Annotated in this window: 14 protein-coding genes and 4 pseudogenes; 7 read left to right on the top strand and 11 right to left on the bottom strand. The window is 59.9% G+C overall.

Going from position 1 to position 26,101, the window contains the following annotated elements:
* The first annotated feature begins 10 nt into the window (after positions 1 to 10).
* Positions 11 to 1,378, top strand: coding sequence for a condensation domain-containing protein (locus NLM33_RS36195; protein ID WP_254103251.1), 1,368 nt, complete (start codon positions 11 to 13; stop codon positions 1,376 to 1,378).
* A 395-nt stretch (positions 1,379 to 1,773) separates the two neighbouring features.
* Here NLM33_RS36195 and NLM33_RS36190 read toward each other — a convergent pair whose 3' ends face one another.
* Complete coding sequence (locus tag NLM33_RS36190; protein ID WP_254103250.1) at positions 1,774 to 2,157, bottom strand: hypothetical protein; 384 nt, start codon at positions 2,155 to 2,157, stop codon at positions 1,774 to 1,776.
* A gap of 1,556 nt (positions 2,158 to 3,713) precedes the next feature.
* Between NLM33_RS36190 and NLM33_RS36185 the strand changes: the two genes are divergently transcribed.
* Complete coding sequence (locus NLM33_RS36185; RefSeq protein ID WP_254103249.1) at positions 3,714 to 4,130, top strand: hypothetical protein; 417 nt, start codon at positions 3,714 to 3,716, stop codon at positions 4,128 to 4,130.
* A 92-nt stretch (positions 4,131 to 4,222) separates the two neighbouring features.
* Here the strand turns inward: NLM33_RS36185 and NLM33_RS36180 are convergent, their stop codons facing one another.
* Positions 4,223 to 5,326, bottom strand: coding sequence for a Fic family protein (locus NLM33_RS36180; protein WP_254103248.1), 1,104 nt, complete (start codon positions 5,324 to 5,326; stop codon positions 4,223 to 4,225).
* Between the two features lie 162 nt (positions 5,327 to 5,488).
* Entirely contained in the window at positions 5,489 to 5,986 is a 498-nt protein-coding gene (locus NLM33_RS36175) for a helix-turn-helix domain-containing protein (RefSeq protein WP_371930027.1), read from the bottom strand.
* Between the two features lie 557 nt (positions 5,987 to 6,543).
* Between NLM33_RS36175 and NLM33_RS36165 the strand changes: the two genes are divergently transcribed.
* From NLM33_RS36165 to NLM33_RS36155, 3 genes are all read left to right on the top strand, one after another.
* Positions 6,544 to 7,545 carry an AAA family ATPase gene (locus tag NLM33_RS36165; RefSeq protein ID WP_254103247.1) on the top strand — a complete coding sequence of 334 codons (1,002 nt, stop codon included), beginning with the start codon at positions 6,544 to 6,546 and terminating at the stop codon, positions 7,543 to 7,545.
* A 575-nt stretch (positions 7,546 to 8,120) separates the two neighbouring features.
* Positions 8,121 to 9,689: a S8 family peptidase gene (locus NLM33_RS36160; protein WP_254103246.1), complete on the top strand. Its 1,569-nt coding sequence runs from the start codon at positions 8,121 to 8,123 to the stop codon at positions 9,687 to 9,689.
* Between the two features lie 588 nt (positions 9,690 to 10,277).
* On the top strand, positions 10,278 to 11,303 hold the full coding sequence (locus NLM33_RS36155) for an IS110 family transposase (protein ID WP_254103245.1): 1,026 nt from the start codon (positions 10,278 to 10,280) through the stop codon (positions 11,301 to 11,303).
* A gap of 379 nt (positions 11,304 to 11,682) precedes the next feature.
* Here NLM33_RS36155 and NLM33_RS36150 read toward each other — a convergent pair.
* Positions 11,683 to 11,828, bottom strand: a pseudogene (locus NLM33_RS36150) (IS3 family transposase); the annotation flags it as partial.
* A 75-nt stretch (positions 11,829 to 11,903) separates the two neighbouring features.
* A complete protein-coding gene (gene xopAD / locus NLM33_RS36145) occupies positions 11,904 to 17,774 on the bottom strand; it encodes a XopAD/skwp family type III secretion system effector (protein WP_254103244.1) in 5,871 nt (1,956 codons plus the stop codon).
* Between the two features lie 2,034 nt (positions 17,775 to 19,808).
* On the opposite strand from xopAD, the gene NLM33_RS36140 reads away from it, so the two are divergent.
* The gene (locus tag NLM33_RS36140) at positions 19,809 to 20,129 is read left to right on the top strand and encodes an integration host factor subunit beta (RefSeq protein ID WP_254103243.1); all 321 of its coding nucleotides are present in this window, start codon (positions 19,809 to 19,811) and stop codon (positions 20,127 to 20,129) included.
* A gap of 487 nt (positions 20,130 to 20,616) precedes the next feature.
* On the opposite strand, the gene NLM33_RS36135 is transcribed toward NLM33_RS36140, so the two are convergent.
* The 5 genes and pseudogenes from NLM33_RS36135 to NLM33_RS36120 form a co-directional block, all read right to left on the bottom strand.
* A complete protein-coding gene (locus tag NLM33_RS36135; protein ID WP_254103242.1) occupies positions 20,617 to 20,853 on the bottom strand; it encodes a hypothetical protein in 237 nt (78 codons plus the stop codon).
* Positions 20,846 to 21,301: a hypothetical protein gene (locus tag NLM33_RS36130; protein ID WP_254103241.1), complete on the bottom strand. Its 456-nt coding sequence runs from the start codon at positions 21,299 to 21,301 to the stop codon at positions 20,846 to 20,848. The genes NLM33_RS36135 and NLM33_RS36130 overlap by 8 nt, the downstream gene beginning before the upstream one ends.
* A gap of 35 nt (positions 21,302 to 21,336) precedes the next feature.
* Positions 21,337 to 22,053 carry a tyrosine-type recombinase/integrase gene (locus tag NLM33_RS36125; RefSeq protein WP_254103240.1) on the bottom strand — a complete coding sequence of 239 codons (717 nt, stop codon included), beginning with the start codon at positions 22,051 to 22,053 and terminating at the stop codon, positions 21,337 to 21,339.
* A 1,026-nt stretch (positions 22,054 to 23,079) separates the two neighbouring features.
* Positions 23,080 to 23,205: a hypothetical protein gene (locus NLM33_RS49385; RefSeq protein ID WP_256570579.1), complete on the bottom strand. Its 126-nt coding sequence runs from the start codon at positions 23,203 to 23,205 to the stop codon at positions 23,080 to 23,082.
* A gap of 621 nt (positions 23,206 to 23,826) precedes the next feature.
* Positions 23,827 to 24,384, bottom strand: a pseudogene (locus tag NLM33_RS36120) (IS630 family transposase); the annotation flags it as partial.
* A 71-nt stretch (positions 24,385 to 24,455) separates the two neighbouring features.
* On the opposite strand from NLM33_RS36120, the pseudogene NLM33_RS36115 reads away from it, so the two are divergent.
* Positions 24,456 to 24,950 (top strand): annotated as a pseudogene (locus NLM33_RS36115) (IS110 family transposase); the annotation flags it as partial.
* A gap of 5 nt (positions 24,951 to 24,955) precedes the next feature.
* On the opposite strand, the pseudogene NLM33_RS36110 reads toward NLM33_RS36115, so the two are convergent.
* Positions 24,956 to 25,909: pseudogene (locus NLM33_RS36110) on the bottom strand (IS481 family transposase).
* Positions 25,910 to 26,101 lie beyond the last annotated feature (192 nt).

Genomic DNA, 26,101 nt, shown 5'->3' with positions numbered 1-26,101 from the left:
AGGACTGCGCATGGAGATCTACGAGCTCGGGGACCTCGAGTTGTGGCCGGGCCGGCTAACCTTGTGGCGCATCAGCGTGCCCGGCACGGCCAGATGGCGCCCGGACCCGCGTCGCCCGTCCTATGTTCAGGAGGAACACCTTCGCTGTTTCGAGAATGGCCGGCCAGCCTGGCTGGGTGTCGCGTTTGAATGGTCGGGCGAGGTCGATACGGCAGCACTGAGCTGGGCGATCCTTGGCTGGGTCGACCGGCACGAGGCACTACGCTGCCGCTTCGATAAGGACCGCACCGCGATCCACCTTGCGACGGTCGGCCCGGGCGCGGCAGCACTCGATCTGGTCGAACTCGGTGACTATGCCGATCCGGACGAATTGGCCCGGACGCTAGAAGAAGTGTTCGATACCGAAACGAAACCGCTGAGCTGGCCACCGTATGTCTTCGCAACAATCAGCCGGCCCGAATGCACCACTCTCGTCGTCGCCTCCGACCACTCGGTGACGGACGCCTACTCAATGGCCTCGGTACCCTACGAGATCAGGGAACTCTACTCCGCGGCGATTCAGGGCGTGGCCCCGCGACTGGCTCCGGCGCACAGCTATCTGGAGTACGCCGTCTCCGAGCGCGCCCGTGTGAGCGATCTGACCGACGGGGATCCGGTGATCGGACACTGGCGCGAGCTGATTGCGGCCACCGGCGGTCAACTGCCCGATTTTCCGGTGTCACTCGGTGCACTGGGCGGCGGCGCCGCCTTGCAGCAAACCAGACGGATCTGGCTATTTGACGCGGAAAGCGCAGTGAGGTTCGATCGGGCGTGCCGCGCCCAAGGCGGCCATACCATGGCAGGCATGTTTGCGTGCCTGGCCTTGGCGGGGAAAGCGCTGGGCAAGCAAAAGAAATTCCACTCCGTCGCTCCTTTTCACACGCGAAACGCAACGCGATGGAAGAACTCGGTTGGGTGGTATGTCGGGATGAGCCCGGTAAGCTTCCCGGTGTCCGACACGTTCCCAGATCTACTGCGCTCCGTTAGGCTCGAACTGAAGCGGGCCAATGAAACCGCGCAGGTGCCTTTTTCCAAGGCGATGGAAGTGCTAGGCGCTGCATTGCGGGATCGCTTTATGGTCTCCTATATGGACGATCGGGTGGTTCCCGGATCGGATAGCTGGGCGCGCTGGCGAACGAGATTTCTGATAAGCCGCAGCAGCGACCCGCAGGAGGTCTATGTGTGGGTCAGCCGGTCGCACGATGGAATCTGCTTGAATTTCCGTCACCCCGGCACGCCGAGCGCCCGCAGCGCGGTGGACCGCTATTTCGCCGAAGTCGCGAGGCTGGCCAACGGGATCAGCGGTGCATTATCGCGGCCGGTCGTGATGGACGACTGACTTTGCTACCGGCGTACAAAAAACTCTCACGTTTGCCGATCGAAAACCGGTGTCCTAGGGACGTCCAACCGTAGCTGCGTTGGAGTGATGTGCGCCATCGCGAAGAGACCGTTCAGCACGATCGCTCAGCGCAACATCCACGATCATGGAAGCCTTGTGAGCGGCGAGGTCACGGACATTGGCCGGCGCCCGGCCCTCGCCCCGTAGGCATGGAGCGTGGGCGCCGCGCTCAGCGATGCAGCCCTTGATGTCTTCTTTTTCTAGGACGCGACTATTGCTCATCAAAACGTCGCAAAGATTCCCACAGAGAGCAAAAGAGACGTTCGAGCCGCGATTCCACATGGTCCACGCGGTGTGACTGCGTCCAGAAAGCCAGCCGGCCGAGCGAGGCCGGCTCACTTCGGTTGAGCGGCTTCAGGCCAATCTGAGAACTCCATCTCGAACCGACCAAATCCAAGCGGCTTGGTCGTAAAGGTGACTGCCTTTCCTGACAGCGCCGCCAATGAGCCGGATGCGAACTTAAAGACCATCTTACCGGATGCTGCTATGCCAAGAGGTCTATTATCCCGCATGACTAGGAAGGCGATTCCCTCCAGAAGCTGTCCAACTGCAAATCCGTCGATCGCATGGTGAATATCGAGAGACGCTAAAGACGTCCCTTTCTCACCATCCAACTCGCTGACCGAAATCGCCGTGATCGTGGCATCTCTCAATGGCCCGTCGGCCACGCGACAGGTATATTGAAGGCTGATGATGACGCGCTCATCCCGATCGCCCATTGGCTCTCGATCAACCCCGTCTGTCGAGCAGTCATAGCGCCGGATTGTGTCCGCACGCGCTCCCCCGCTCAGCCCGAGCAAACCCAAAGCGGAACATAGTACGATCGCGAGAAAGGATGTCTTCATCCGCTTATGCCTTCGTGGGGTACCCTCTGCTTGATACGTACAACTTGACGCCGCGACCGATTCAAGCTCCTTCGACGATCAGTGGCCCGGGCGGTCGTCAGGGGGCGCTCGCTCATACTTGAGCGCCGCTGCGATTGGAACGCGGCCAAGCGCTTAGCCACGATGAAAGGTCGTTGCGGCCTGCGATTCCGCTAGGAAGCGCCAACAGCGCAATTGGCCTTTGAAATCACTTAACAATTTGCCTCTAATTGACCCACTTTTTGGAACAGCTGTTCCGGTGGGCCACTTTTGGTGACCGGTCCGCCGTCCACCCCTGGCCTCTTTCTCGATCGCTGTGTCATCTACAGCGAGCGAGCGAGCGAGCCAGTCAGGCATACCTACGCGCCTGACCCTCCACACTGCGCAAGCGGGTGCCCCCTCTCTAGCGCTTTAACCCGGGCAGCGCTTCCGGCACGTCATCGGGCTGCTGTTGCAGCCTCCTCGCGCCGTGCTTTGGCAATTGCAATATTTAGGTAAGCCTCACTCTCCGGCGGCGTTTGCCGATACAGAGCGCGGAATTCGTGCCTGCTTAAGCTTCTTGTCGGCCATCATGAGGGGACCATGTACACCGGCGCGGCACAAATACTGGCAGGCCGCCGCCTACGTCGGGCAGCGTAACTATCGCGCCAGCACCAAGATGGAGGGAATAACCAGCGCGCTGCGTTTCGCCGAGGAATGGTACCTTGAGCTTCGTGGCAAGCACGTTCGCGGCGACCTCAAAAAACTCGTCCCGGCGAATGCAGAGAAACCTTCAAGGACGCTGCGGAGCAGTTTCTACGGGAGTTTCCCGTCATCACCGAAGGTCAGCGCAGCCCTATCTACGTCGGCGGCCACGAACGCCGTATCCGCAAATACCTCATACCCTTCTTCGGCGACAAGCCGCTGTCTCAGGTCACCTCGGGTGCCATTCAAGAGTACCGGATCGACCGCATCGAGAAATCAAAGGAAGCGCGCGGCAAATCACCCGCGCGCAACACCCTCCACCAGGAAATGGTGGCCCTCCGGCAGTCGCTCAAGACTGCCCTCCGCCATGGCTGGCTCTCTCACTTGCCAGACATGTCTCAGCCCTATCGCAGCAAGAGCAAGATCTCCCACCGCGCGTGGTTCTCGCCGCTTGAATACAGAAAGCTCTACCTGGCGACCACGCGGCGCGCGGAGAACCCCATCAACGAACGTTAGCGCCATGCGTGCGAGCAGCTCCATGACTACGTGATCTTCATGGCCAATACCGGCCTGCGGCCGGACGAGGCTAACCGTCTCGAGTATCGTGACGTAACCGTCGTGATGGACAAGGAAACCAACCAGCGCATTCTCGAGATCGAGGTGCGGGGCAAGCGCGGCGTCGGCTACTGCAAGAGCATGCCCAGCATGCGGTTGCGCCTTTCTTCAGGTTGCGCAAGCGCAACAAGCCAAAACCGACAGACCGCCCGTTTCCCAGCTACCAGCACGAGCTCTTCAACAGGGTCCTCGAAGAGGAAGGGCTCAAGTTCGACCGTGAGGGACAGCGGCGCACCGCCTATAGCCTGCGACACACCTACATCTGTCTGCGCCTGATGGAAGGCGCCGACATCTACCAGATCGCCAAGAACTGCCGCACCAGCGTGGAGATGATCGAAAAGTTCTACGCCTCTCACATCAAGAACCAACTGAGCGCGGCAGCGATCAACGTCAAACGGTTGCCGAAGATCACAGAAGACAAGGCTCCGGAAGACCGCAAAGCCGAACCGACCAAATCCGGTCCGACTAAGCGGAAACTCCAGCCGCGCTCAAACTACAGCCGGCGTAAGCCGCAACATTCGCCGGCGTGACCCCTACACGGCATGGGGGCCGCCGCGGCAAACCGTGTGCTGATCCACCTGTAACCGCTTTATAGCCACGGCGCGTCGACAGGCGACAGGGGCTAATCCAACTTCAAATGGTACCGCGTATGCCGCAGCTCACCCGTCCGGGTGAGCGCACCCTTGGCAACAAGGTCTTGCAGGTCGCGCGTAGCGGTGGCACGGGAAGCACGGGTGATGCTGATGTAGTTTTCGGCGCTTAGGCCGCCCTTGAATCCATCAATGCCTTCCTTGAACATGCGAGCAACGGCCTTCTGCTGCCGATCGTTCAGTTGGTCGCGCAGGCGCTCGTAGAACCTGGTTTTGGCCACGTAGAACTCAACGCGCTTGTTGGTGTTGTCCTGGGCCTCAAGAACGGTCTCGGCGAAGTAGACGAGCCAGTCGGTGATCTCGACCGACTTGTTGTTGTGCTCCAGCGCGTCGTAGTAAGCCTTGCGCTTGCGCTCGATGGTATAGGCCAGCGCAATCAGCGTGGGCTGATTGAGATTCTGCGCCAGCGACTTCTCGGCCAAGGCGCGGGCGATGCGGCCGTTCCCGTCTTCGAACGGGTGGATGCTGACAAAGTAAAGGTGGGCAAGACCGGCACGCGTCAGCGCGGGCAGCGCGCGCGCGCTGGCCGGAGCCGTCTCGTTAAACCACGTGACGAACACCTCCATCTCCTTCGCCATGCGCTCGGAAGGCGGCGCCTCGAAGTGGACCTTACGGTGGGCGATGGGCCCCGACACCACCTGCATGGGATCAGGGTGTTGCCTGTAGCCGCCGATCACCTGAATGGAGCGGCTGTCCGCCATCAGCATCTTGTGCCAACCGAACATCGTCTCGTGGGTGAGAGGTTCGGCGAACTTGCGATACAGGTCGACCATCATCTGGGCGATGCCGCGCTCGGCGGCCGGCACGCCCGATTGGTCCTTGGCGATGCCGAACTGATAACGCAGGGAAGACTGCACGCTGTCGCGGTTGAGGATCTCGCCCTCGATCTCCGAGGTCTTGAGAGCCTCTTCGCTGATGAGCTCAATGCGCAGGTTGGTCTGTTCGTCCTGGCTGACGTGCTTGAAGGCGCCGATGAACTCCCCAGAGCGCAGCAGGAAATCGGCCTCTGGCTTGTCTAAGGATTTGGAATCATAAGAAAATTGTGGCCAGCGGGGGTCTTCCCAGTTCCAGTGCATGAGCTATAGACTTTCTTTCTATAACTCAATATTGGCCATAAAGTGAGCTATAGCAAGTGTCTTCATAACTCAACCGGCAAAAGAACCGGCAAATCATACCTCCAAAGCGGATTTAAGTATCATCATTTCAGCAGCTTGTTGCCAAATCCAAACCGGCAAAAACTAGCCCTTCTTTTTCCCATAGGCCTTGATGATCTCCCGGCGCCGTTCGGCCGGCGAAAGACCCTTTCGGTCGAATTCGGCAAACCTCTCCTTCATCTCAGCGGTGAGCTTGATCCCCTCAACCGCGCAGATCTTCTCAAAGTTTTCTCTGCCAACAACAAACCCGGCTCCCGCCATGGCGGCAACCATCTTTCGCAACCGCGCGACGGAGTAAGTCTGCGTATGGCCTTTGAGGAGTTCGGAGAGATCGCTCTGCGTGATGCCCAGGCGCTTGGCTGCGGCGCTGCCAATCAGCTTGTTTGTCTTGATCAGTTGCCGAAGTTCACGGACCAAGTTTGCTTTGGGAAGCAAGCTGTCCGCGTCCGGCAGACCAAGGTCAGCGAATATGTTGCCGCATCCGAGCGTAGCGGTGGCCTCCTCCAGCAGCGCCCTGCGAAAGGCAGGATCGCGCGCGGCTCGCGCCTTTATCGTCTTCTTGAAATCCCGCGTGAGTGCCATTGAGCTTGAGTCTGAGCCTGCGGTGGGCTCACGTCAATCAACCGCATCCGCCAGCTTTTGACGCTCATCGAGACCGGGCCACTTCACGGTGACGCTGCTCAAACCGTGTGCGGAATCGGATGTATTCTCTTTGCCCGTCGGGCAAATGCGCCGTATAGATGAATCGATGCGGGCGTGGCGGAACTGGTAGACGCATCGGACTTAAGCCATTGAGTGCCCTGGGGGAAACCCCAGGAGCAGAACTGCTCAAAGTCGGGGAAACCTTCGCTGGCAATCTCGAGCCAAGCCCCCGCCAGGGGGAAGGTGTAGAGACTAGACGGGCAGCACCTACAGCGGACAAACGCCAGGGTGAAGGGATAGTCCAGACCACGAACGCCCGATGGGCGGCGGCGAAAGCCGAAGTGGTACGAAAATCCGTGGGGCCACAAGGCCTGTGCCGGTTCGAGTCCGGCCGCCCGCACCAAACGAACACACTAGCCTACTGCAACTTCAATGTGCGCATTTTCAACCATTGAGCGTAGAGGTAAAGTAGGATTCGCACGACGAGAGGAACGACGTTGTCAAACGCCAAGCAAATACTGGCTATGCTGCGGAGCCGCGCTGAAGGCGACGATGACGCGTTCTATTCGATTGCGCTCCAAGTTGCCGCCTCCGAAGCAAGGCAGGGACGACGCGAGACGGCACAAGAGCTGCGCGCAGAAATAGACAAGGCCCGGGCAAGGGATTCCAGAGGCGCGTCCGTACCCATTCCTTTTGCGGCTCCGCGAGGCGGTCTCGAAGGTCTCCTGGAGATGCGCGACCCGCGCTTCAAACTTAAGGACGTCGTCCTGAACGAGCGATTGACGGCGAGGTTCGTGGACATTTTGCGTCAGCAGCGTAAGCGCGATTGGCTGCGTGAACACGGTAAGACGCCCAATCGTCGGATACTTTTCGTTGGCCCGCCCGGCTCCGGAAAAACAATGTCTTCCGAGGCATTGGCGGGAGAACTTCATCTGCCCCTCTTCATCATTCGTTTGGAGGGCATGATCACAAGGTACATGGGCGAAACGGCCGCCAAGTTGCGGCTGATCTTCGATGAGACCGCAAGAAAGCGCGGCGTCTATGTGTTTGACGAGTTTGACGCGGTGGGCAGTCAGCGCACAGCAACGAACGACGTTGCCGAAATGCGCCGTGTTCTCAACTCCTTTCTTCAATTCATGGAGGAAGGAAACTCTACGGACAGTCTCATAATCTGCTCAACGAACCATCCTTCGTTGCTCGACCGTGCATTGCTTCGGCGTTACGATCAGGTCCTTGAGTTCGATGCCCCGACCTCCGAGCAAATCAAACAGCTTGTTCTCGCAAATATTACCCCCATAAAGGCGGCTCGTGCCGACTGGAAGCAGATCATCCGCTCGGCGGAAGGATTGAGCCAATCTGAAATTGTGAGGGCAGCGGATGATGTCGTCAAAATGGCCATTTTGGACGAACGTAGGCAATTGACCACCGAAGATATTGTTGACCGTTTGCAGGAGCGACATGCCATGCGGACGGCATTTCTTGATTCTGAAAGATCGTAATGGATGCCACCAAGGTACAATCTTCCGCACATTGATATTTCTGCTCTTTCATCCGACCACGAATATGTTGGTGAGCAAGGATTCGGATCCTCCGCCGTCCGAGAGCGTGAAGCTCACGGTCAGCGCCTCCAAAATGAATTGCGTGTTGCGTTGGAAGCGGCAGATGTATCGCGACCAACGGATACTCGGATAGCTCCTCCGACCGGCTCATTTGTCGAAGTCGAACTGAGGAGGAATACCCCGCCGGATGCACTGGATCTGAAAAAGCAAGACATTCGAGGAAGCGCAGCAAAACTCACCGATGCCAACACCCGCACTATCGCTCTCTACGTCCCGACCATGCCCGCCCCGTACTCGAGCACATTCTTAGTGACTATCTGACTCAGCATACCAAGGACGGAAACCCAAAGAATCAGGCCAAGGTCGAGTCGATTGAAGCGATCCGGAGAGCCCGCCTAGAGACGTTTTGGACCGATGCCTCGAATGCCCTGCCGCCCGCGCCTCATTCCCAAATCTGGTGGGCGCTGTGGTGCCATAGGGATGGCGAAACCGAGATCGAAGATCTCTGCGCCCGCTTGAATGTCCGCACCGCTGAAAGAGATCGGCGCCTCTACTTTCCTGAGGTCGTGGTGCTCCCTGTCCTGACCACGCGCACGACTATTGAACTCATGTTGTTCGCAACCGGCGCCATAGCCGAGCTTCGCAGGGCCAGCGATAACCCCGTATTCTTCACTGGCGAAGTCGCCGGCGACCAACAAGCGTGGGTCGACGGTCTTGCCGAGCGGATCGTCTGGCCAGGAAACGACTCCCCGGCCGTTTGTGTGTTCGATACCGGCGTAAACCGTGGACACGCCCTCATAGAGCCCGCTTTAACGCCTTCAGATCTGCACAGCCTTGAAAAGCAATGGGGTAAAGACGATCAACACCCCTCCGGTCACGGTACCGCAATGGCGGGAATGGCGCTTCACGGTGATCTCACTGCATCGTTAGGCGATCGATCGGAGCGAACGCTCGCGCATCGACTTGAATCGGTGAAATTTCTTCCGCCCGCTGGCTTTGATCCGAACAAACCTCAGAGTTACGGTGTCCTCACTCAGGCGGCGATTGCGCTTCCGGAGATTGAAAATCCAGATCGCCCTCGCGTTTACTGCATGGCGGTGACCAATAGAGACGTTTCAGGATCGACTGCATCTGCATGGAGCGCCGCGATCGATCAAGCGGCCATTGGGCGCATGATTGCTGACGATGATGATGAGGAGGAGGAGGAGGAGGAGGAGGAGGAGAACGAAGATAACCGCCCGAAGCGCTTGGTAGTTTTGTCCGCGGGCAACGTGCCCGCCGAAATGGACTACGCGCGCCGGCGCCCCCAGGACGACTACCCCATAGAAGATCCCGCGCAGGCGTGGAATGCCCTCACGGTAGGCGGCTACACCGACCTCGTTGATGTGATGGATGATGGCTATGAAGACTGGACGCCTATTGCTTCCGCTGGGGAGCTTAGTCCACACAGTCGCACCAGCGTTACCTGGCCTCACGGCTTATCTCCGATCAAGCCAGAACTCGTGTTGGAGGCTGGCAATCGCGCTACAAATCCGGCCCTAACGGAGATGCTGACGCTAGGCTCGCTCTCGCTGTTGACGACAGGCAAGGACGCCGAGCTACCACTGGTTTCGTTTGACGCGACGAGTGCCGCAACCGCGCAAGCGGCACGAATGGCCGCTCGTTTGGCCGCGGCACACCCTGAGTATTGGCCGGAAACCATCCGCGCGATGATGATCCATAGTGCCGAATGGACCGAACCGATGTTGAAAACGCTGGGCGAGACGACCTCGAAGAGAGCCCGCTATGAACTGGTGCGGCGCTTCGGGTACGGCGTACCGAGCTTTGACCGGGCCAATGCTTCGGCAAGCAATCACCTCGCCTTGTTTGCGCAAGCGGAAATTCAGCCATTCAAGATGAACAAGGGCAGAAAGTTCAACGAGTGCCACTACTACACTCTGCCGTTCCCTTCCGAGATGCTCGAGGAACTGGAGAACGAAATTGTAGAAATGAAAATAACGCTGTCCTATTTCGTTGAACCAAATCCTGGCCTCTCCGCGAACGTGGACGCCCAGCGTTACCAGTCATCACGGCCTGCGTTTTGACCATCAACGAAAGAACGAGACGGCACGGCAGTTCAAACTGCGCGTGACCCCTACGGAGCGAGAACACCCTCATCGGAGGCCTGCCGCAAGTGCCCCTTCCGATCAGCGATGGATGCTGGGAGAGGACAGTATCTCTGCAGGGTCTCTCCACTGTGATGTTTGGGCCGGTCCGGCAATCGAGCTCCTGAATCGAACCCTGCTCTGCATAAAGCCGGTGAATGGTTGGTGGCGCAATCGGGCTTCCGCAAAAATCTGTAATCGGAAGTCACGGTACTGCTTCATCGTGACGCTCAAAGCCCGCAATTCGGAGCTAGACATCTACACCCCGGTACGGACTTCAATCGGGCTGCCGGTCCCGATCGTTGTTGAAACGCCAGTCTGAGAACGTCACATCGCGTAATGCGATTGAACGGGCGGGGATGGTCCTGTGTATCCCGGCCAACTCCGACGAGACGAGCGCTACCAGCAAAGCCCGCCGTCCGACGGGGGGCAAATTTGCAAACGATGACGTAATTGCGGTCAGCGCTCGGGGCACGAGAGCTCCGTTATCGTCCATCTCTCGCAATCAAGCGATTCGGAGGAGCTGTCATGCGGCAATACGTCGGGCTAGATGTCTCGCAGAGAGAGACTGCGGTTTGCGTAGTCAATGAGACTGGTGAAGCAATTTTTGAAGGAAAGGCCAAGTCTCATCCTGGAGATCTGTCAAAGTTACTTCGTAAACATGCGCCACTGGCGGAGCGTATCGGCTTTGAGACGGGCGCAATGGCGAGCTGGCTTTGGCATGAGCTTCGTAGGGTCGAACTCCCCGTCGTTTGCATCGATGCAAGGCATGCACACGCAGCACTGTCGGTCCGCATGAACAAAAGCGATCAGAACGATGCTCGGGGCCTTGCCGAACTGGTGCGGGTTGGTTGGTATCGAGAAGTCAAAATCAAGAGTGAGGAGAGCCAGAAGGTTCGAGCTATCCTCGTCGCGCGATTCCGCCTTGTGTCCATACGCCGGGATATCGAGAACCAGGTCCGCAGTCTGATCAAGGAATGTGGGTTGCTATTCCCTCGCGCCATTGGCCAACAGTTCCGTAACCAGGTCGGCGAGCTATTGGGCGAAGATCATCAACTCCTCAGCGTGATCGCGCCGCTCCTGTCGATTCATGAGCACATCTGCCAGCAGCAAAGCAAATTTGACGACGAGGTCCGCCGATTGGCGAAGTCGGACGAGACGACGCGTCGCCTGATGACAGTTCCTGGTGTCGGCGTGGTCACCGCCTTGACGTTCCGCCATACGATCGATGACCCGTCTCGCTTCCGATCGGCCTCGACAGTCGGCGCCTATCTCGGCCTCACACCTCGGCGCAACCAATCTGGTGAAACTGACACCAATGGCAAGATATCCCGATGGGGCGACAGGCTCCTCCGAACCTACCTTTACGAGGCGGCGACCGTTCTGCTTTATCGAACAAAGAAATGGTCCTCCCTCAAAGCCTGGGGAATGAAACTTGCGAAGCGGATCGGCATGAAAAAGGCAAAGGTCGCTATCGCCCGCAAGATCGCTGTCATCCTCCACTGCATCTGGGTCGACGGCACATCATTCGACTGGGGCAACGCGCCGGCCTGACCTTATTTTGCAAGTTCCTGGCCCGGTCCGCCGGGCTGGCGATGTCCCGCTGGGACGGTGGTCGTGGTGACCTCGGTCAATCGGCTGGTGGCGGCTCGTCCGCACCCCGTTGCAAACGATGAGGCACCCGATCCGGACATCATCATGAGGCGCTTGCGACCTCGGAAAGGACCATGACCCCAGCGACGGGCAACTGATCGCATTGAAACCAGGTGACAGTTAATCGGCCCACTACTACGAGCTGGCTATAGATCCACCAGCCGCGCTCGCCCCGTCTGCGCAACCCCGACCTGCTCCGTCGGGCCGAGCGCTACCACTTTGCCGAATGGCTTCAAGAAGAGAGTTGACAACAACCCGCAATTAAAGGGCCGATTGACAGCTTGAGCGACCGCCACAGCCGCGCATGAAGACGTTGTCCATCCAACGACCGCGGCCATCCATCGAGATCTTGATCCCTGCGCCGGCCAACGCGCCAGTGAAGGCCGCACGGGTGAATTGGCTGCCTTGGTCGGTATTGAAGATCTCGGCCTGCCATACCGCCGCGAGCGTCAATGATCCTCTACATGCGGGCAATACGGGCTTCCTACCTCGATCGTCGCGCTATACCTGTAGTTGATCTCCAGGGCGTTTCTGGTCCGGAGCGCCCTGCTCGCAAAGATACGCGTGCAGCGCCTGCACGCATGCATCTGCGTTCTTGTTGTCCCGCTTTTCGCGCGGAACGACGGAGAGATCGGCTTGGCGATAGCGGGGCGTGCGCTGCGCGACGAGTTCTTCGAAGCGCAGCTTCTTGATGACCGACGTGTTGGAGCTCTCGGCGACGTCGCTATCCTCCGCCTTGTCGATCCGCAGCAACGGACGGCTGGTGTCCTTTGCAAGGCGCTTCCATATCTCGTCTCGGTTGGTGTCGAGCCAGATCGACACCGCCTTGTCCTGAATGAGGCGCCGCGTTTCCTCGCGCTCGAACGCCCCGCCGCCGGTTGCCAGCACCACGTTCCCTTTCTCAACGAATTGCGTGATCAGGCTTGCCTCGCTGTCCCTGAACCACTGCGGGCCCTTGGCATCGAAAATCTTCGATATCGACATGTCGGTGGCCTGCTCGATCTGTTTGTCGGAATCGATGAAGGGCAGCCCCAGTCGTCTTGCGAGATACCGGCCGATGGTGGATTTGCCGGCGCCGGGCAGGCCGACGAGCACGATGGGTCGCGCACCGAGAGCAGCGACAATCTCTTTTGCAATGCCCGACCTCTCTGGCCTTCTTTTTTGTTCTTCGGCAGCGCGCAGTCCAAAGGCTGCGCTGGCGGCGCCTCTGAGACCCGCTTCACCGCCCCAATGGGGGATGTTCCTGGCGCCATCAGGGATTGCGACCTCCCTGCAGACGGCTCGCACGCTCTGAGTGAGCTCCTCCGCCTTACCTTGCTCCAGAGCATCGCCGCTCGCTTGCTTGCGAAGCTTATCCAGCTGCTTGTAGGTATCGTGATTGTCAATCTTGGCCTGGTAGCTGTCTGGCGTGTGGAACTCCACCTCGAAGCGGTAATCCTCCGGGGTGGCGAGCACGGTCTTGATGCCGACGAAGGTTGGATTGCGCATCCTGAACCAGTTGGTCGTGCTGACCTCGACGTAGCCCCGCTCCTCGAACGCCAGCATGGCCGTCTTGAAGGCGCGGGTAAAATCCATGTCAGGGACTTCGAAGACATGGCGGACGGCGTTGCTGATCAGCTGTGCGGCGCCGCCGGATGGGACGCTCATGCCGGTGAGCTGATCCCTGATGGAGCTCTCTGATCTCAACCTGCGATCGAGATGGGGCATATTCACCTGGACGGTTGCTTTCCTGAGGATTCCAACAACCCAGAGTGTCGTTGCGGTGATTTTCTCCTCTTTGGCCCGAGCGCGGTCAGCCTCCATTTGGGCGCGCTCCGAGACCTCGGAGCGGGTCAGCGTGACGGTCACGGCGGAATCCTCGGCGGCAGGCTGTCGGCCAGAAGGGGCGGGCAGAATCTGCTTCTCCACGGCAAGCTTGATCGAGGCTTCCATGATTGAAGCCGCCAGCGTGGGATTGTCCTTCAGATCCTCCAAGGTCGCATCGGCATCGAACCGGCCCTGGTTGAGGGTCGCCGCCAGTCCCTTGCTGTAGGGCACGGACTGCAGACCCGGCGTCCGTTGCAGGAGCCGCTGGAGCGTTTGGCCCTTCTTCATGAAGATGCGAGCACCCGTGTCTGATTTATAGGCGTCGGTCCCGACTTTGATGCCGAGGCTCAGGAGGTTGGTTGCGCTCTGTAGGAGGTCGTCCGCGTTGTAACCATCCGGGCGGGGATCGATGCGCGCAGGATAATGGTCGAGCAAGGCCTGGACTCTATGGCGTGGGTCAGGCGTTGCCGGATAGGTTTCCGCCAGCTCCGGGAAAAGCTCAGAGAGCGCTGGGCTCAGCGTCAGCGTTGGGTCGCTCTCGCTTTCAACTCCCTCGGACAGGACCTGCTGATCCGCGCTGGCGGCCCACGCCTCGAGGTCGGAAATGAGCAGCTCGGCGACTTCGCCGGCGACCGGATGGTCTGCAGCCTCGATCTCGTCCCTCGCCCGCTCGAGCTTGTCCTGGATATCCTGGCCACGCACCTGGTCCTGGTTCAACAGGGCCCGGATATCCCGCTTGAGCTCGTCGTGAATGCCCTCGAACGTCCCAAATACGGCACGTTCGGCAAACCAGTGTCGGGCATCATGCGATTGGGCCAAAAAGTCTCGCTGCAGGCAGCTATACATTTCCAAGACATCCTGTGTCGCAGCGAGGATCTGGCTGGCGCGACTGAAGTGGTAGCTCTCGCCCTCAATTGCCGGGGTATGCGACTTTGGCGGCTTGAGCGAGCGAAGTCCGCGCGCGTGCACGGCCTGATCGAACTGCCGGACATGCTCATAAAGCTGCGGCCGGTCGGCGATGACAATGGCGGTGTCCCCGTCGAAGTCACCGTCAAGCTTCTTCTGTTCACCGATCGGAATGGCCACCAACGAGCCCGGGGCGAACAGCTCGGTCGCCTGCAGGATGCCGACGCAGTCGACCGGCGTGTCCTCCGCCACGCGGTCCTTGCGCTTGGTCCAGTTCGAATGGGACTTGACGTCCTCGGCAGACATGACCAGGCCGTGGCCGGCGTGGTTGGCCGGCCACATCTCGTCCGGCACCACGATCAGAATGCCTTTGGCAAAAAACGTCGGATCGTCAGCTGACAAGTGCTCGGCTGACTTTTGGGCGACGTTAAAACTGTATTGCATGGCCACGCACTGATCCAGGAACGCGGCAGTCGAATCGCCATCAACCGCCGACCTCACTCGCTCGGCTTCGAACGGGCGCAAGTTGGGCTTGTCATAGGGGGACCGCCCGAGCAGCACGCCACTCGTTCCCGTCAAGGTGTCGCTTTTGAGCGTCGGCACATGAAGGCAGCCATCATCGGACGGTACGGCGACTGCGCCGGGACCATCGATATGTCCGGCCGTCACGGTGCGAAACAGCTCTTCAGACGTCAACTTTTCCTCTTGCCTGTGTTCAAGCCAATTCATGGCCTTCTCGCGCGCCTCATCCGCCACCTGCGCGCTGCGCGGATAATGCTGTAGCGCCGAGGCGGGCAGCGACGATCGCCTTCCCTCACCAAAGGCATGCATCCGATCGGAACCTTCCCGGTGGCCGGCCCGGCAGACCGCTGGCATGCGCTCGGCCAGCGAGGCCTTGATAAAGCCACAGCCGTCATGGGGGCGCAGGGCAATCGGGCCTTGCGGCCCAATCAGCTTGAAGGGATGCTCCTCGGTGGCAGGGCGGTCCGGCAGCAGCAACAGGTTGAAGGTGCCCTCCAGCGCGTAGTCGTGAGGCCCTAGATCTTTAATCGCCGGTGGTGCTGCAAACCCCCTGCGCTGAGTGTAATAATAGGCCTCTTTGAAGGGCGCCCAGGCGCGTGACAGCTGCTCGAACGCCGTGCCGGGTGCGGTGTCGGCATAGGGAATGGCCAGCAGCTTCCCTCCGGAAGACGCGGCAGGCTGCTCGCCTGGCGCGCGGGCGGCGATCTGCGACACGGTCGGTTTGGGTGGTTTTAACTTGCTGCCGCCGAACAGGTCCATGCGGTATGGCACCCCCTCGACAGTGACCGTGCGCGCCAGCATGAAGGCGCTCGGCTTTGCGGGCAGCTGTACCGCGACCACCGGCAACGCCCCCGACGTCAGGCGATGAAAAATCGAATACCGTGTCTCGGGCTCCGTGGCCACTCGCCGTCCCTGCAGGTCCACCACCGGCAACTGCATCAGTCCCGCGTCCCCCTGCGGGGGCCTCGGCTCGTGATCCATGGTTCGCAACACCTGATGGACATCGAACACTGCCGCAGAATGTTGCGCCTGGATCCTCGGCGCCTCCTGGGCCACGAAGGGGTCCAGCACATCGACCGGGCTTTCCGCCTCGATCTGCGCGATCAGATTCCAGCTCATGTTGGAAAGATCGCGTTGGATGAGGTCGCGTGCGCCGGCCAGGATCTCCCTGGTCCCGCGCCGCAGCTCTTGCTGCCTCATCCCCAAGTCGGACTTCTTGCCCTCGACATGCGGCCGTCGGTACAGAGTCTCCAGGACCGCGCGGGCCTTGAGCACCTGATAGATCGACAGCGCGGGACGGCGGGTCGCGAACGGCCCACGGGTCCGCTCCACTTCGCTTGCTGCGCGATGCGCCTCGATCTTCTGCTCCACGACTGATTGCAGATCGTTCAGCAAGCCTAGAGCCTGTCTGCGGTGCCAGCGCAGCGGCTTCTGCGAGCTGCGGGCCAGCGGCAGCAGAGCTGCGCACAGATTGCCTACGGTTTCGAGGTTGTTCCCGGTGGCAAAACCAGGGGCACGGCTCAATTCCGTAAGGCGATTGAGCCCTGTCGATGCGAGCAAACCGAGATCGTCGAACAGCCGGGCCTTTGCCAATGCCTTGAAAATGTTGGCGATGCTCAGAACATTGGCCTGCTCCAGGCGATCCGTCGCATAGTGAAGGTGATGCGCCAGCTGATGGAGCCGATCGCTCAGCAGAGCGGTCTCTTTGATCTCTCCAGTGTCATGCTCCCTCGTGACACTTCGCCCGAGGGCATTGGCAATCATGCTGAGCTCAGGCGTTGTGAAAGCACCGAAGCGTCGGCCTCTCGTACCGAGATTGCGCGCAATGTCTATTATTGCCTGGTGGCACGCCGCCTCGTCCGGCCACCTGCTAATGCCGTTCACCAGGTTCGTCAGTTCCTGCGGATTGAAATCGGAGAGCTGGCGGAGAGGCATCGCAGCGGCAAGTGCGACGATGGCCTCGCGGCAGGCCGCCTCGTCCGGCCATCTGCTGAAACCGTTCACCAGGTTCGCCAGGTGCTGCGGAGTAAAATCGGAAAGCCGGCGGCCAAGAATCGCAGCGGCGATTGCGACCGTGGCCTCGCGACAGGCTGCCGCTTCCGGCCACTTGCTGACGCCGTTCACCAGGTTCGCCAGCGCTTGTGGCGTAAAATCGGAGAGCTGGCGACGACGTACCTCACCGGCGACTGCGATCGCCGCCTTGCGGCAGGTCGCCGCTTCCGGCCACTTGCTGAAGCCGTTCACCAGGTTCGCCAGCTGCTGCTGAGTAAGAACGGAGAGCCGGCGGAGAGACATCGCACCGGCGATTGCGACGATGGCCTCGCGACAATCCGCCTCATCCGGCCACTTGCTGAAGCCGTTTATCAGGTTCGCCAGGTCGTGCGGTGTTAAATCGGAGAGCCCGCGGCGACGGATCTCATCGGCGATTGTGACTGTCGCTCTGTGATAGTCCGCATCGTCCGGACATTTGCTGAACCCGTTCACCAAGTTCGCCAGCTCCTGCGGAGTAAACCGAGAGAGCCCTTGCTCGTCGGCGCGGCGAGAGAGTTCTGTGGCGATTTTGACTGTGGCTTGGCGATGAACCGCCTCTTCCGGCCTTTTGCTGAAGCCATTCACCAGGTTCGCCAGGTGCTGCGGTGTAAAATCGGAGAGCCCGCGGCGACCGATCTCACTCGCGATTGCGACGATGGCCTCGCCACCGGCCTCCGCTTCCGGCCATTTGCTGAAACCGTTCACCATGATTGCCAGGTCCTGCGGTGTAAAATCGGAGAGCAGGCGGCGACCGATCTCTCCGGCGATCGCGACGGTGGCATCGCCACAGTCCGCCGCTTGCGGCCACTTGCTGAAACCGTTCACCAGGTTCGCCAGGTGCTGCAGTGTAAAATCGGAGAGCCGGAGATGACGCACCTCACCGGCGATTGCGAGTGTGGCGTCGCGACAGGTCGCCTCTTCCGGCCACTTGCTAAAGCCGTTCACCAGTAATGCCAGATCTTGACTTTCGGCTTTCTGAAGTATCCCGCTTTCATCGCGACAAAATTCTGCGATTTTGACCGTTCCGTCGCGGCATTCCGTTGCCCGGGGATGCCGACCGAACGATGATGCGAAAAGGGAAAAGGCCCGAGGGTCAACCTGCGTCAAGAGCGCCTTGTCAAGCCGCGATACCCGAGCCGCCAGGGCTCGACAAGCTCTTATGCCGGCCTGACCTCCCGGGTCCCGGCTCACCGCGTTGCAAGTCGTGGCGTACCCCCATGACGATCGGATATTTGCTTGCAACTGCGCCACAAACCGAGCATCAAAATGGCCAGCCGCGTTTTGCAGAAATTCTGAAAGGTCCTCCCCCTGCAGCCGCCCGTTGTGATGCACCACTTTACGTGAGAAAGCACCGATGTTGCGAGCTCTGGCGATTTCTCTTAGCGCCGCATTCAGTTTATCTGAACGTCTAAAATGCCTTTCCGATATTGCGGCTTGGACGTTCTGCACAGTCGCATGGTTGATACGCGGCCTTTCTGGTACATCACTTGGGTCGGAGACGGATTGGCGATGTGCCGGCAGCGCGACTCTTTGCGAACTTTCGGCCGCTCGATGGGCGTGCCACCGATCGCCATCCGAACGCGACAGACTTGCTTCCCGATTTGGCGCGCCTCTGTAAGATCCATGTTGCGATTCCGAGCCGTCTCGCGGGATTGGCTGCGCAGGCACATCGCCCATGCGCCACCTTCCTAGCCTGCCACTTCGCTCGGGCACGGATTGCGTATCCGGCGGAAGCGCCGCTCTTTGCGAGCTTTCGGCCGTTCGATCGGCGCGCCACGGCTCGCCATCCGAGGGCAAGGAGTCCGCCTCGCCACGTGGTGCGCCACTGTCAGGTCGACAGGGTCGCTGCGAGCCTGAACCCTGGACGACCTGCGATGGCACATCGTGCACGCGCCCTCCTTCTGGTCCGCCACGCCGATTGGAGACGGATTGCGTGTGCTGCGGGCGCGCGCTTGCTTGCGAGCTTCCGGCCGCCGGATCGTCACGCCAGAGCTCCTCATCAGAACGCGACGAACTGGATTCCGGCAAGGAGCGGAAACGACGACGGCTTCCACCCATTGCGCCCTGCAGCGCAGCGCCAAAGATACGATGCGCGCCGATGGGGGGACCGGCAAACCGGTCCGCACCGCTGGCGGGTTGCGCGATACGCGATCTGGAAGCGCCTGAATCCTGAAGCTCTGAGCGGATCCGCTCCACAGCAGAATCGAATGATCGGGTCTCTTCGCCGGGGGCACGCGCGGCTCCTGCGCGAGAACCGTCGGCGCCCCCACCTTCGTTGGCGCGTTCCGAACCGAGCGAATTCCCGCGCTCGTCAATGCCCCTCATAATCCAACTCCCGATTTAGAGGGACTGGGCTGCCTGCTCTCACGAATTCGAAACTCATGCCGGCTCGGCCACCTATATCGGTCTTGTCTGACGTAGAGCTGACCGAATGGGAGCCCCCGATCCGCAACTTGCCGAGCATTACCCTCCTTCTGCCCGTCGATTCCGATCTTTGGTCCATCAGTCACGACAATCCATTCGACCAGACGCTTGGCTGCTCGATCCGTCAGAGCCCTGGCCGTCAGAGCCCTGGTCACACAGCAGACGAAAGCTCCAGAGTTACGAATTTCCTCGCGTGTGTCGCTGACCAATCAGTACACGTCGGCTTGGGATGCGTGGCGGAGCGCGACAACTTCTAGCGGGCAGTTCGGCCAGTCTGACATCGTCTTTTGTGATCAATTAGCGCTATCGATCGAGATGGCGGAACAACGTCCAGATGGCTTCTCAAGGCTTGATAAGCTGGCCGCGCTCATTCAACGTCCGCCGTGGATTGATTCCGGCTCAGTCTAGCTGCCTCGCTTAAAGGAAATAGCTTTGATCTCACGCTGCGTCAGGTTGTAGGCATTGGAAATCATGACCATACCTACACGGCGCGAACGTCGATCGCGGATCAGATCCGAGGGGATGCGCATCAATACCGACCTTGGAGTGAAGAGAGTTTCGAATCGATTCTTGCTGATAAGAGCGTAGGTTGGAGCCAAGGCAGCGACGAGCGGTATCGAATGAGCTAGCGGGCGGCCCGCGGATCGGATTGATCCCGCGCCAGGCTAGCGCATTCGAGGAAATGATCGCGCACAAAATCTGTGGACGTTAGCGTCGATGATTAGGTCCGAGCTCGTTCAGCTTATCGCCGACCGAAAACCGAGCCTTTGTCGGCGCGATGTCGAAAATACCGTGAACGCAATCCTCGCCGAGATCGCTGCTGCGCTCGTACGCGGCGATCGGGTTGAGCTGCGTGGCTTCGGAGTATTTTCCACGAAGCAACGGCAGGCTCGCACGGGCAGAAACCCGCGAACGCGTGAGCTCGTGCAAGTCGACAAGAGGCGCCTTCCGGTTTTCAAGGCCAGCAAGGAAATGCACGAGCGCTTGAACCACGACGCGAGAACGGGAGACGTAACTTTCCAGTACCGGGCAGTCTAAGGGCTGCGTCGGAGCGGGCCGAGTAGAGTTCGTCACGGGACGACGTCAGAATTGATGATTACGGGATGTTATCAGAAGCGCGCCGACGGCTCGTGTCCGCCGTCGCGTTCGCCGCGCTTTGAAAGGTGCGCGCACTTCCCTCGTTGCCTTTGATCGAGTGGTGTCTCACGCCGCTTAACTGTCACCAGAATATCAAGGTGACCTGCCGTCCGAGGCCCCTCCTTTTCTCCCGAGGAGGAACTACTGCCTCAACAACCCTTCTCTTAAAGCAAGCCACGCGGCCCGCGTTGATGAAACCCTTGATTGATCAGCCCAGTGCTGCGGATCAGGACAGGGGAAGAACTTCGGGAACGGCTTGCCCACACAGTCGATGGCTTCATAAGTGATGATCTGTGCTATCGCGCATTTAAGGCGCGAGAAGATTACCGTAAAATTAAAAGGTCGCCGGGATGATCATCCGGCGGCCCCACGCCAATCGTGGCGATCTTCAGCCTCTGGTCTTTGGTCCGCCTAGAGGGATATTTTTTGCATAGCTTTGCCGCACGTTCGACATCCATTCGTCCATCTCCGAACGCAATTTTTCCCGGGCGGATGAATCTCTTTTGGTGAGTCGTTTGAGAATGAACGTGACGTAAGCAGCGGCGGCGACGCTGAGCAGAGCCGCAAATATCGACAGGACGCTACTAATCGACCCGTCGTAAAGCCACCTCTGAACTTCATACATCGAACTTCTCCCGCATCTTCGCCGTTCGTGCGCCAATATCAGTGTAGATTTGCTCTTCCTCGCTCAATGTCCCGGTTGCCCGTACCGCAATCCCGGCAATCCAGACACCCGAAAATACCGCCAGCAATAAGATAGGCGCGCCTGCTGCCAAACCAATCAAGCCCGAGGCTGCGAGCGCTGTTCCACCTCCAATACCATATCTGACGTTCGTAAGTTGATTCTTTCGTTCGGCGCCCTTGTCGGTGCAGTGGCGGGAAATTGCGATCAGATCGCTCAATATCTCGGCCTTGGTATCCGGATCATTGGCTCCCCTGAGAAACTCAGCCATTTCGGCAAGAAACCCAGGCTCGTCCAGTGTGGCCCGGATGTCGCGCAGCGTGCCTGCATCAGGCGCTCCATTGAGCGTTTTTCTAATGTCCTGAAGGACTTGTCTCGGATTCTTCGCCATCAGCGAGCCCCACCCAGTTCTTACAATCTAAACGCTTAGATTGATCGCTTTTCAATGATTTTCATGAGCTTGCGGGCCTTCGCGAGGTTGCTTTGCAGGCCGGCCGCTGACAGACGGCAGCTTCGCGAGCTGAGAAAGAAGGCCTCGTCTTTGGGCCTGGAAAACACGGCGTCGCGCTCACGGGCGTATCGACGAAGGGCTGCCTGGGTCGTGGGGTGAACAGGAACCAGGCGGTCTTTACGGAACTTGGTCTTGCGGACGAGGACGACCCCGTTGGTCAGATCGACGTCGCCGCGACCAAGCCTGACCACTTCGCCCGTGCTGGCCAATAGTCCGATCAGCATCGCCATCGTGCGGCCCCTGAGAGGGATCCTGGGCGAAATGAAGCTGCATGCGTCGACAAGCGACGCCAGCTCAGCCTCGCTTAGGATGCGCGGCGGCGGAATCGCCCTGGACCTAGGGAAGGCTCTGCACTCCAAGACCTCTGTCCCGGGGGGCGTGGACGGCGAGGTACTCGTAATATCGGCGGAGCACGCCGTGACGAACGGCGCGACTGTTGCCGGCGCCGCCGAACGACAGGACGAAGTCCAGCGCCATTGTCCGGGTGGCGGGCGCATCCCACCGAGAGCGCCCGACGTAGCGAACGAAAGCCCGCAGCGTGCGGCTTGCTTGTTGAAGGTGTAGCCGAGGGGGTGGCGCAGCTCGATGTAACGCTCCACCTTCTCGCCGAGGAATGTGGCGAAGGCTGTCATGCGGCGCCTCCCGGAAAAGGGGAGCGCGACCTCAGCGACCTTCTCGGCTGGGCCGCCTTATCGCCAAACCGCTGCAGAAATGGACGGTCTATTCCTGGGGCAGCTTCTGTGCCCGCAGCGTTCCCGACGCATGGGCGGCCAGCCGCGACTAGCTTCTGGAATAAACGACGGCTGTGATCCTGAATTTCGCCCGAGCTAGACATTTACCCGGCTCATTTCGTTCGCCGAAAACCCACAAGCCGGCGGGATGGTCATCCTAAATCGCGCCCATCTTCACACAAATTGCGTAGGCAATCACAAACGCTGGCAAGAACAAGAAAAACCATACGAGGCCGTTCGGCTCGCGACGCGATGCGAACTCACGGTTTGCATCAGTCTCTTGGCCGTGCGGGACGATTGAGTAGAGCTGACTTGGACGCCTTCGCCTTGCTGCCTTCCTTAGGAGTTGCTTCACGGCGGTTTCATGCTCGATTTCTCGATCGGACATCGGCGCGTTACCTCCTAGCCAACCATCCAAAGCGCGGAAACGACCGCGCATAGAAACAACCCAATCAATAGGCGTTCTGGCAAATCCATTGACGGTCCTCGCCGCCAGCCACCTTACAGCGCGTGCAAAGCAGACGGCGGGGCTGGCGACGGAGCCGCTCGCTCTTGGAGCGCCCACCCGAGCGCAACGCCACCATATTGGGAAAAAATGGCAACCGGGAAACGATCTTTGGGTATCCCCACCACAATGGGCAGCACCAGCGAGCAGACGATGCCAATCACTGCTTCTCTGCGGGGGCGTCGCTGGGCGGTTCAGCCGGTGATGCGGGCAGCGGAGCTTCCGGCGCAGCAGTACAGTCGCCCGCCCAAAGCTTAGTGCCCCTGACCGTGCCAACCAACTTGCAACCCATCGGGGCTTGCTGCTTTGCCTGAACTGGCGGCCTCTTAGCGGCTCTCGGCGGAGCAGTTTGAGCGAACGCGCTGGTCGTAAGCAGTAGCGCGACAAGTCCGATTAGCGGCTTCATGGTCCGTCCCCAGAGATTATTTCGCCTTCGCCTTCAGCCCGATATCGACGAGCCGCCGGATCGCCTCAGGCCGTCCGGGAAGATCGTCCTGAACTCGGCGCCAATCATCCAGCGGCTTTGCCAGTTCTGGCTGCAGCCGCACCAGCACCGCCTCGCCGGCTTCGGAAGGTCTCTTCTTTGCTAATTTCGTGATATCACGAGTTGATTTGCGCATATGTCATGATATCATGAAAGCAAGCCGGGGCAAGGCGGGCACCTCGCTCCGGCTCTAACATCGATCACTTGAAAGGGCTTTCAAATGACCAACGCTGGTAGCGTATTTACCACGCAAGGGACCGCCGCGGCTACATCACGGCGGCAGTTCTTCACGCGAGCCGCTTCGGTGGCGGCGGCTAAAGGAAGAGGGCCGGCCGGCAGACGATCGCTGAGGTGATTCCGATCGTCGCGCAGGTCAACAGCTTTGGATATCCTGAGGGATCGACCGGGGGCAGATTCACATGAGCAGAGCCAAATAGACCAAGGCGGATCTTCCTGACCTGGTCAAAGTTGGCGGCATCTTCGGCGCGGTCGGAACGGGATGGGGCTTTCTGCGCGGCGACGGCGTTCTTGTGGGAGCGCTGGCTGGGTTCCTTTTGTTTGGCTTCATGTTCGCAATCGGCGCACTGGTCGAGTTAGTCGGGCGTGGCAGGCAGTGAAGGCATTCGCCACGCCCGGGCTCCATTCGTTGCGAGGTAGCGGGTCAAAAAAAGCGGACCGCGGCAGCTCACATTGTATATTTGCGGGTGAGCTTGAGCGCCCCCAACGCGCCCTCAAGCGTCGTCGACTCAATCTCGTCGACTTTGTACCGCGCCTTGAGCTCGCGATCCTCGGCCGTGCGGATGGTGTTGTCGATCCTGCGGTCGAGGCACTGTCCCCGCAGGACGCCGATTTCGATCTCAACCATATTGAGCCAGCTCGCGTGCTTGGGGGTGTAGTGGAACTCGATCCGCCGCAGGATGCGCCGTGCTTCGGCGGGCGGGAAGGTTTGATACAGGGCGCCGGCGGAGTGGGTCGATAGATTATCCTGCACGACACGGATGATCTCGGCATCGGGATAATGGATGTCGACGAGGTCGCGCATGCATTGGGCATAGTCTTTTGCCGTTCGGCGCTCGGTGAGCTTGACCTTCCGCCAGGGGCGATGCACGTCGAGGAGAACGAACAGATTGACCGTCCCATTGCGATGGTATTCGTAATCGTAACGTTCGGGCCGGCCGGGCCTTGGCGGAATTGGCTGACGGACCTCGCCGATGAGCTGCACGGGGCTTTCGTCGAAGATTCCATGGGGAGTGGATAGCGACGAGGTCTGAGGCCAGACTGAGGTTGCTGAATCCATTCAACCTGGAGACGACGATGTTGCTCGATCATCATTCCGACGGACCGGCCGCTATCCGCACGCAGTTTGGCGCAATTTTTGTGTCGATGGAACTGAGCCGTTCGACTTGGCTGGTTACCTCGCTGTCGCCCGGCAAGGGCGAGAAGATGTCCAAACACAGCGTGAAGGCCGGCGATATTGCGGAACTCTTGAAGCTGTTCGCAGAGCTAAAGCGCAAGGCGCAGGCGCGAACGGGTGAGAGCTATCCGATCATCACGATCCAGGAGGCGGGGCTGGATGGGTTCTGGCTTCACCGCAGTCTGCAGCAGGAGGGCATCGAGAGCCACGTGGTGGATCCGGCCTCGATCGCGACTTCGCGCCGACGCAGGCGGGCCAAGACGGACAGGCTGGATGGCGAGACGCTGCTGCGGGCGCTTTTGGCCTACAAGCGCGGCGAGCCGCGGGTCTGTGCGATGGTCGTTGCTCCCTCTCCGGAAGAAGAGGACCGCCGCCGGATTTGCCGTGAGCGGCGGTCACATCATTTCAGCGCAGCGAACGCCTGATCAAAGCGATAGTCTGGGATTCTGATCCGCTCTTTTGTAGGGTCGAAGCGGGATTCCACCTGGTCTGTGAACGGGGTGATGTTCGTCAGGTCGCAGACGCGATCGACCGGCGTGCCACCGCCGAGTGCGGTATGCGGGCGGCGCCAATTCCAATGATGTTGCCATTCGGCAATCCGATCCTCGATGTCGGCGGCCTTCGGATCGACCGTTGACCAGAACTCCTCGAGGTCTGCCCTTTGAGTCCGTTCGACTTTGCCATTCAGATGCGGTGAGCGCGGCTTTATGGGACGGAACTTTATCGCCCAGTCCATCAGCGTTTGCTGCACAGCCTCGGCAAAGAACTCGCGGCCGCGATCGGTCTGGATGCGCTGAATCGGAAACGGCGTCTCCTCAATGAGGCGTTCCAGGAAGTCCAGCGTGTTGGCCGCTGTGCGTCGGCGATAAACGCCCAGCACCTTGTAGCGGGAGCAATCGTCAATCGCCGTATACTAACGCCCGGCGCGATCTTGCAGACGTCCATCTGCACCCGGTCGCCAGGAACTGGCCGCGTGTAGCGCTTTGTGCCCTTCATCTTGCGGCACGGCCGCTTCAGTACCTGCTCACCGTGGCGACACAACACGCGATGCAGCGTGTCGAGCGAGAGTGCAACGTCGTGGTAGCGGATCAGTTCGTTGCGCAATTGTTTGATCCCGAGCTTGCGCTCACGCCGCAGCGACAGGATCAACGACTCCTCGGGCTCGAAGACCTTCTGCTTCGCCTGGCGCAGCGGCCGGCGGCTGCGCTCGACCAGCCCAACCTCGCCGGCTTCCTGGAAACGGCGCAACCATTTGCGCAAGGTCGGACGCGAAATGCCGCAGCGTCGACAGACGAGCGTCGCCCGTTGCCTCGTAAAGCCTGATCCAGCCAAGGCGCATCTTCACGCGAAGCATCGAGGGGCGTGTGGATTTGACGGACAGCGCTACCGCGCTGCCCACAATCCCACAGTCAAAAACAAAAGCAAGAAAGTGAAACGATGTCACCGAACCCCACAATTGATCGCTGATCTGCGCGCGCCATCTCCAAAGCTCCAAGGTCGGGACGAAGAGCTGGCCTGCCATCGAACAAAGAGCTGACCAACCACC

The organism is Bradyrhizobium sp. CCGUVB1N3 (assembly GCF_024199925.1).
GTDB lineage: Bacteria > Pseudomonadota > Alphaproteobacteria > Rhizobiales > Xanthobacteraceae > Bradyrhizobium.
This window is presented reverse-complemented; position numbering and strand designations above follow the sequence as displayed.

Excerpts from the sequence above, each read along its gene's own strand:
- NLM33_RS36195 (WP_254103251.1), top strand. The coding sequence starts at position 11 with ATGGAGATCTACGAGCTCGGGGACCTCGAGTTGTGGCCGGGCCGGCTA.
- NLM33_RS36190 (WP_254103250.1), bottom strand. The coding sequence starts at position 2,157 with ATGGGCGATCGGGATGAGCGCGTCATCATCAGCCTTCAATATACCTGT.
- NLM33_RS36180 (WP_254103248.1), bottom strand. The coding sequence starts at position 5,326 with ATGCACTGGAACTGGGAAGACCCCCGCTGGCCACAATTTTCTTATGAT.
- NLM33_RS36175 (WP_371930027.1), bottom strand. The coding sequence starts at position 5,986 with ATGGCACTCACGCGGGATTTCAAGAAGACGATAAAGGCGCGAGCCGCG.
- NLM33_RS36155 (WP_254103245.1), top strand. The coding sequence starts at position 10,278 with ATGCGGCAATACGTCGGGCTAGATGTCTCGCAGAGAGAGACTGCGGTT.
- NLM33_RS36140 (WP_254103243.1), top strand. The coding sequence starts at position 19,809 with ATGATTAGGTCCGAGCTCGTTCAGCTTATCGCCGACCGAAAACCGAGC.
- NLM33_RS36135 (WP_254103242.1), bottom strand. The coding sequence starts at position 20,853 with ATGTATGAAGTTCAGAGGTGGCTTTACGACGGGTCGATTAGTAGCGTC.
- NLM33_RS36130 (WP_254103241.1), bottom strand. The coding sequence starts at position 21,301 with ATGGCGAAGAATCCGAGACAAGTCCTTCAGGACATTAGAAAAACGCTC.
- NLM33_RS36125 (WP_254103240.1), bottom strand. The coding sequence starts at position 22,053 with ATGACAGCCTTCGCCACATTCCTCGGCGAGAAGGTGGAGCGTTACATC.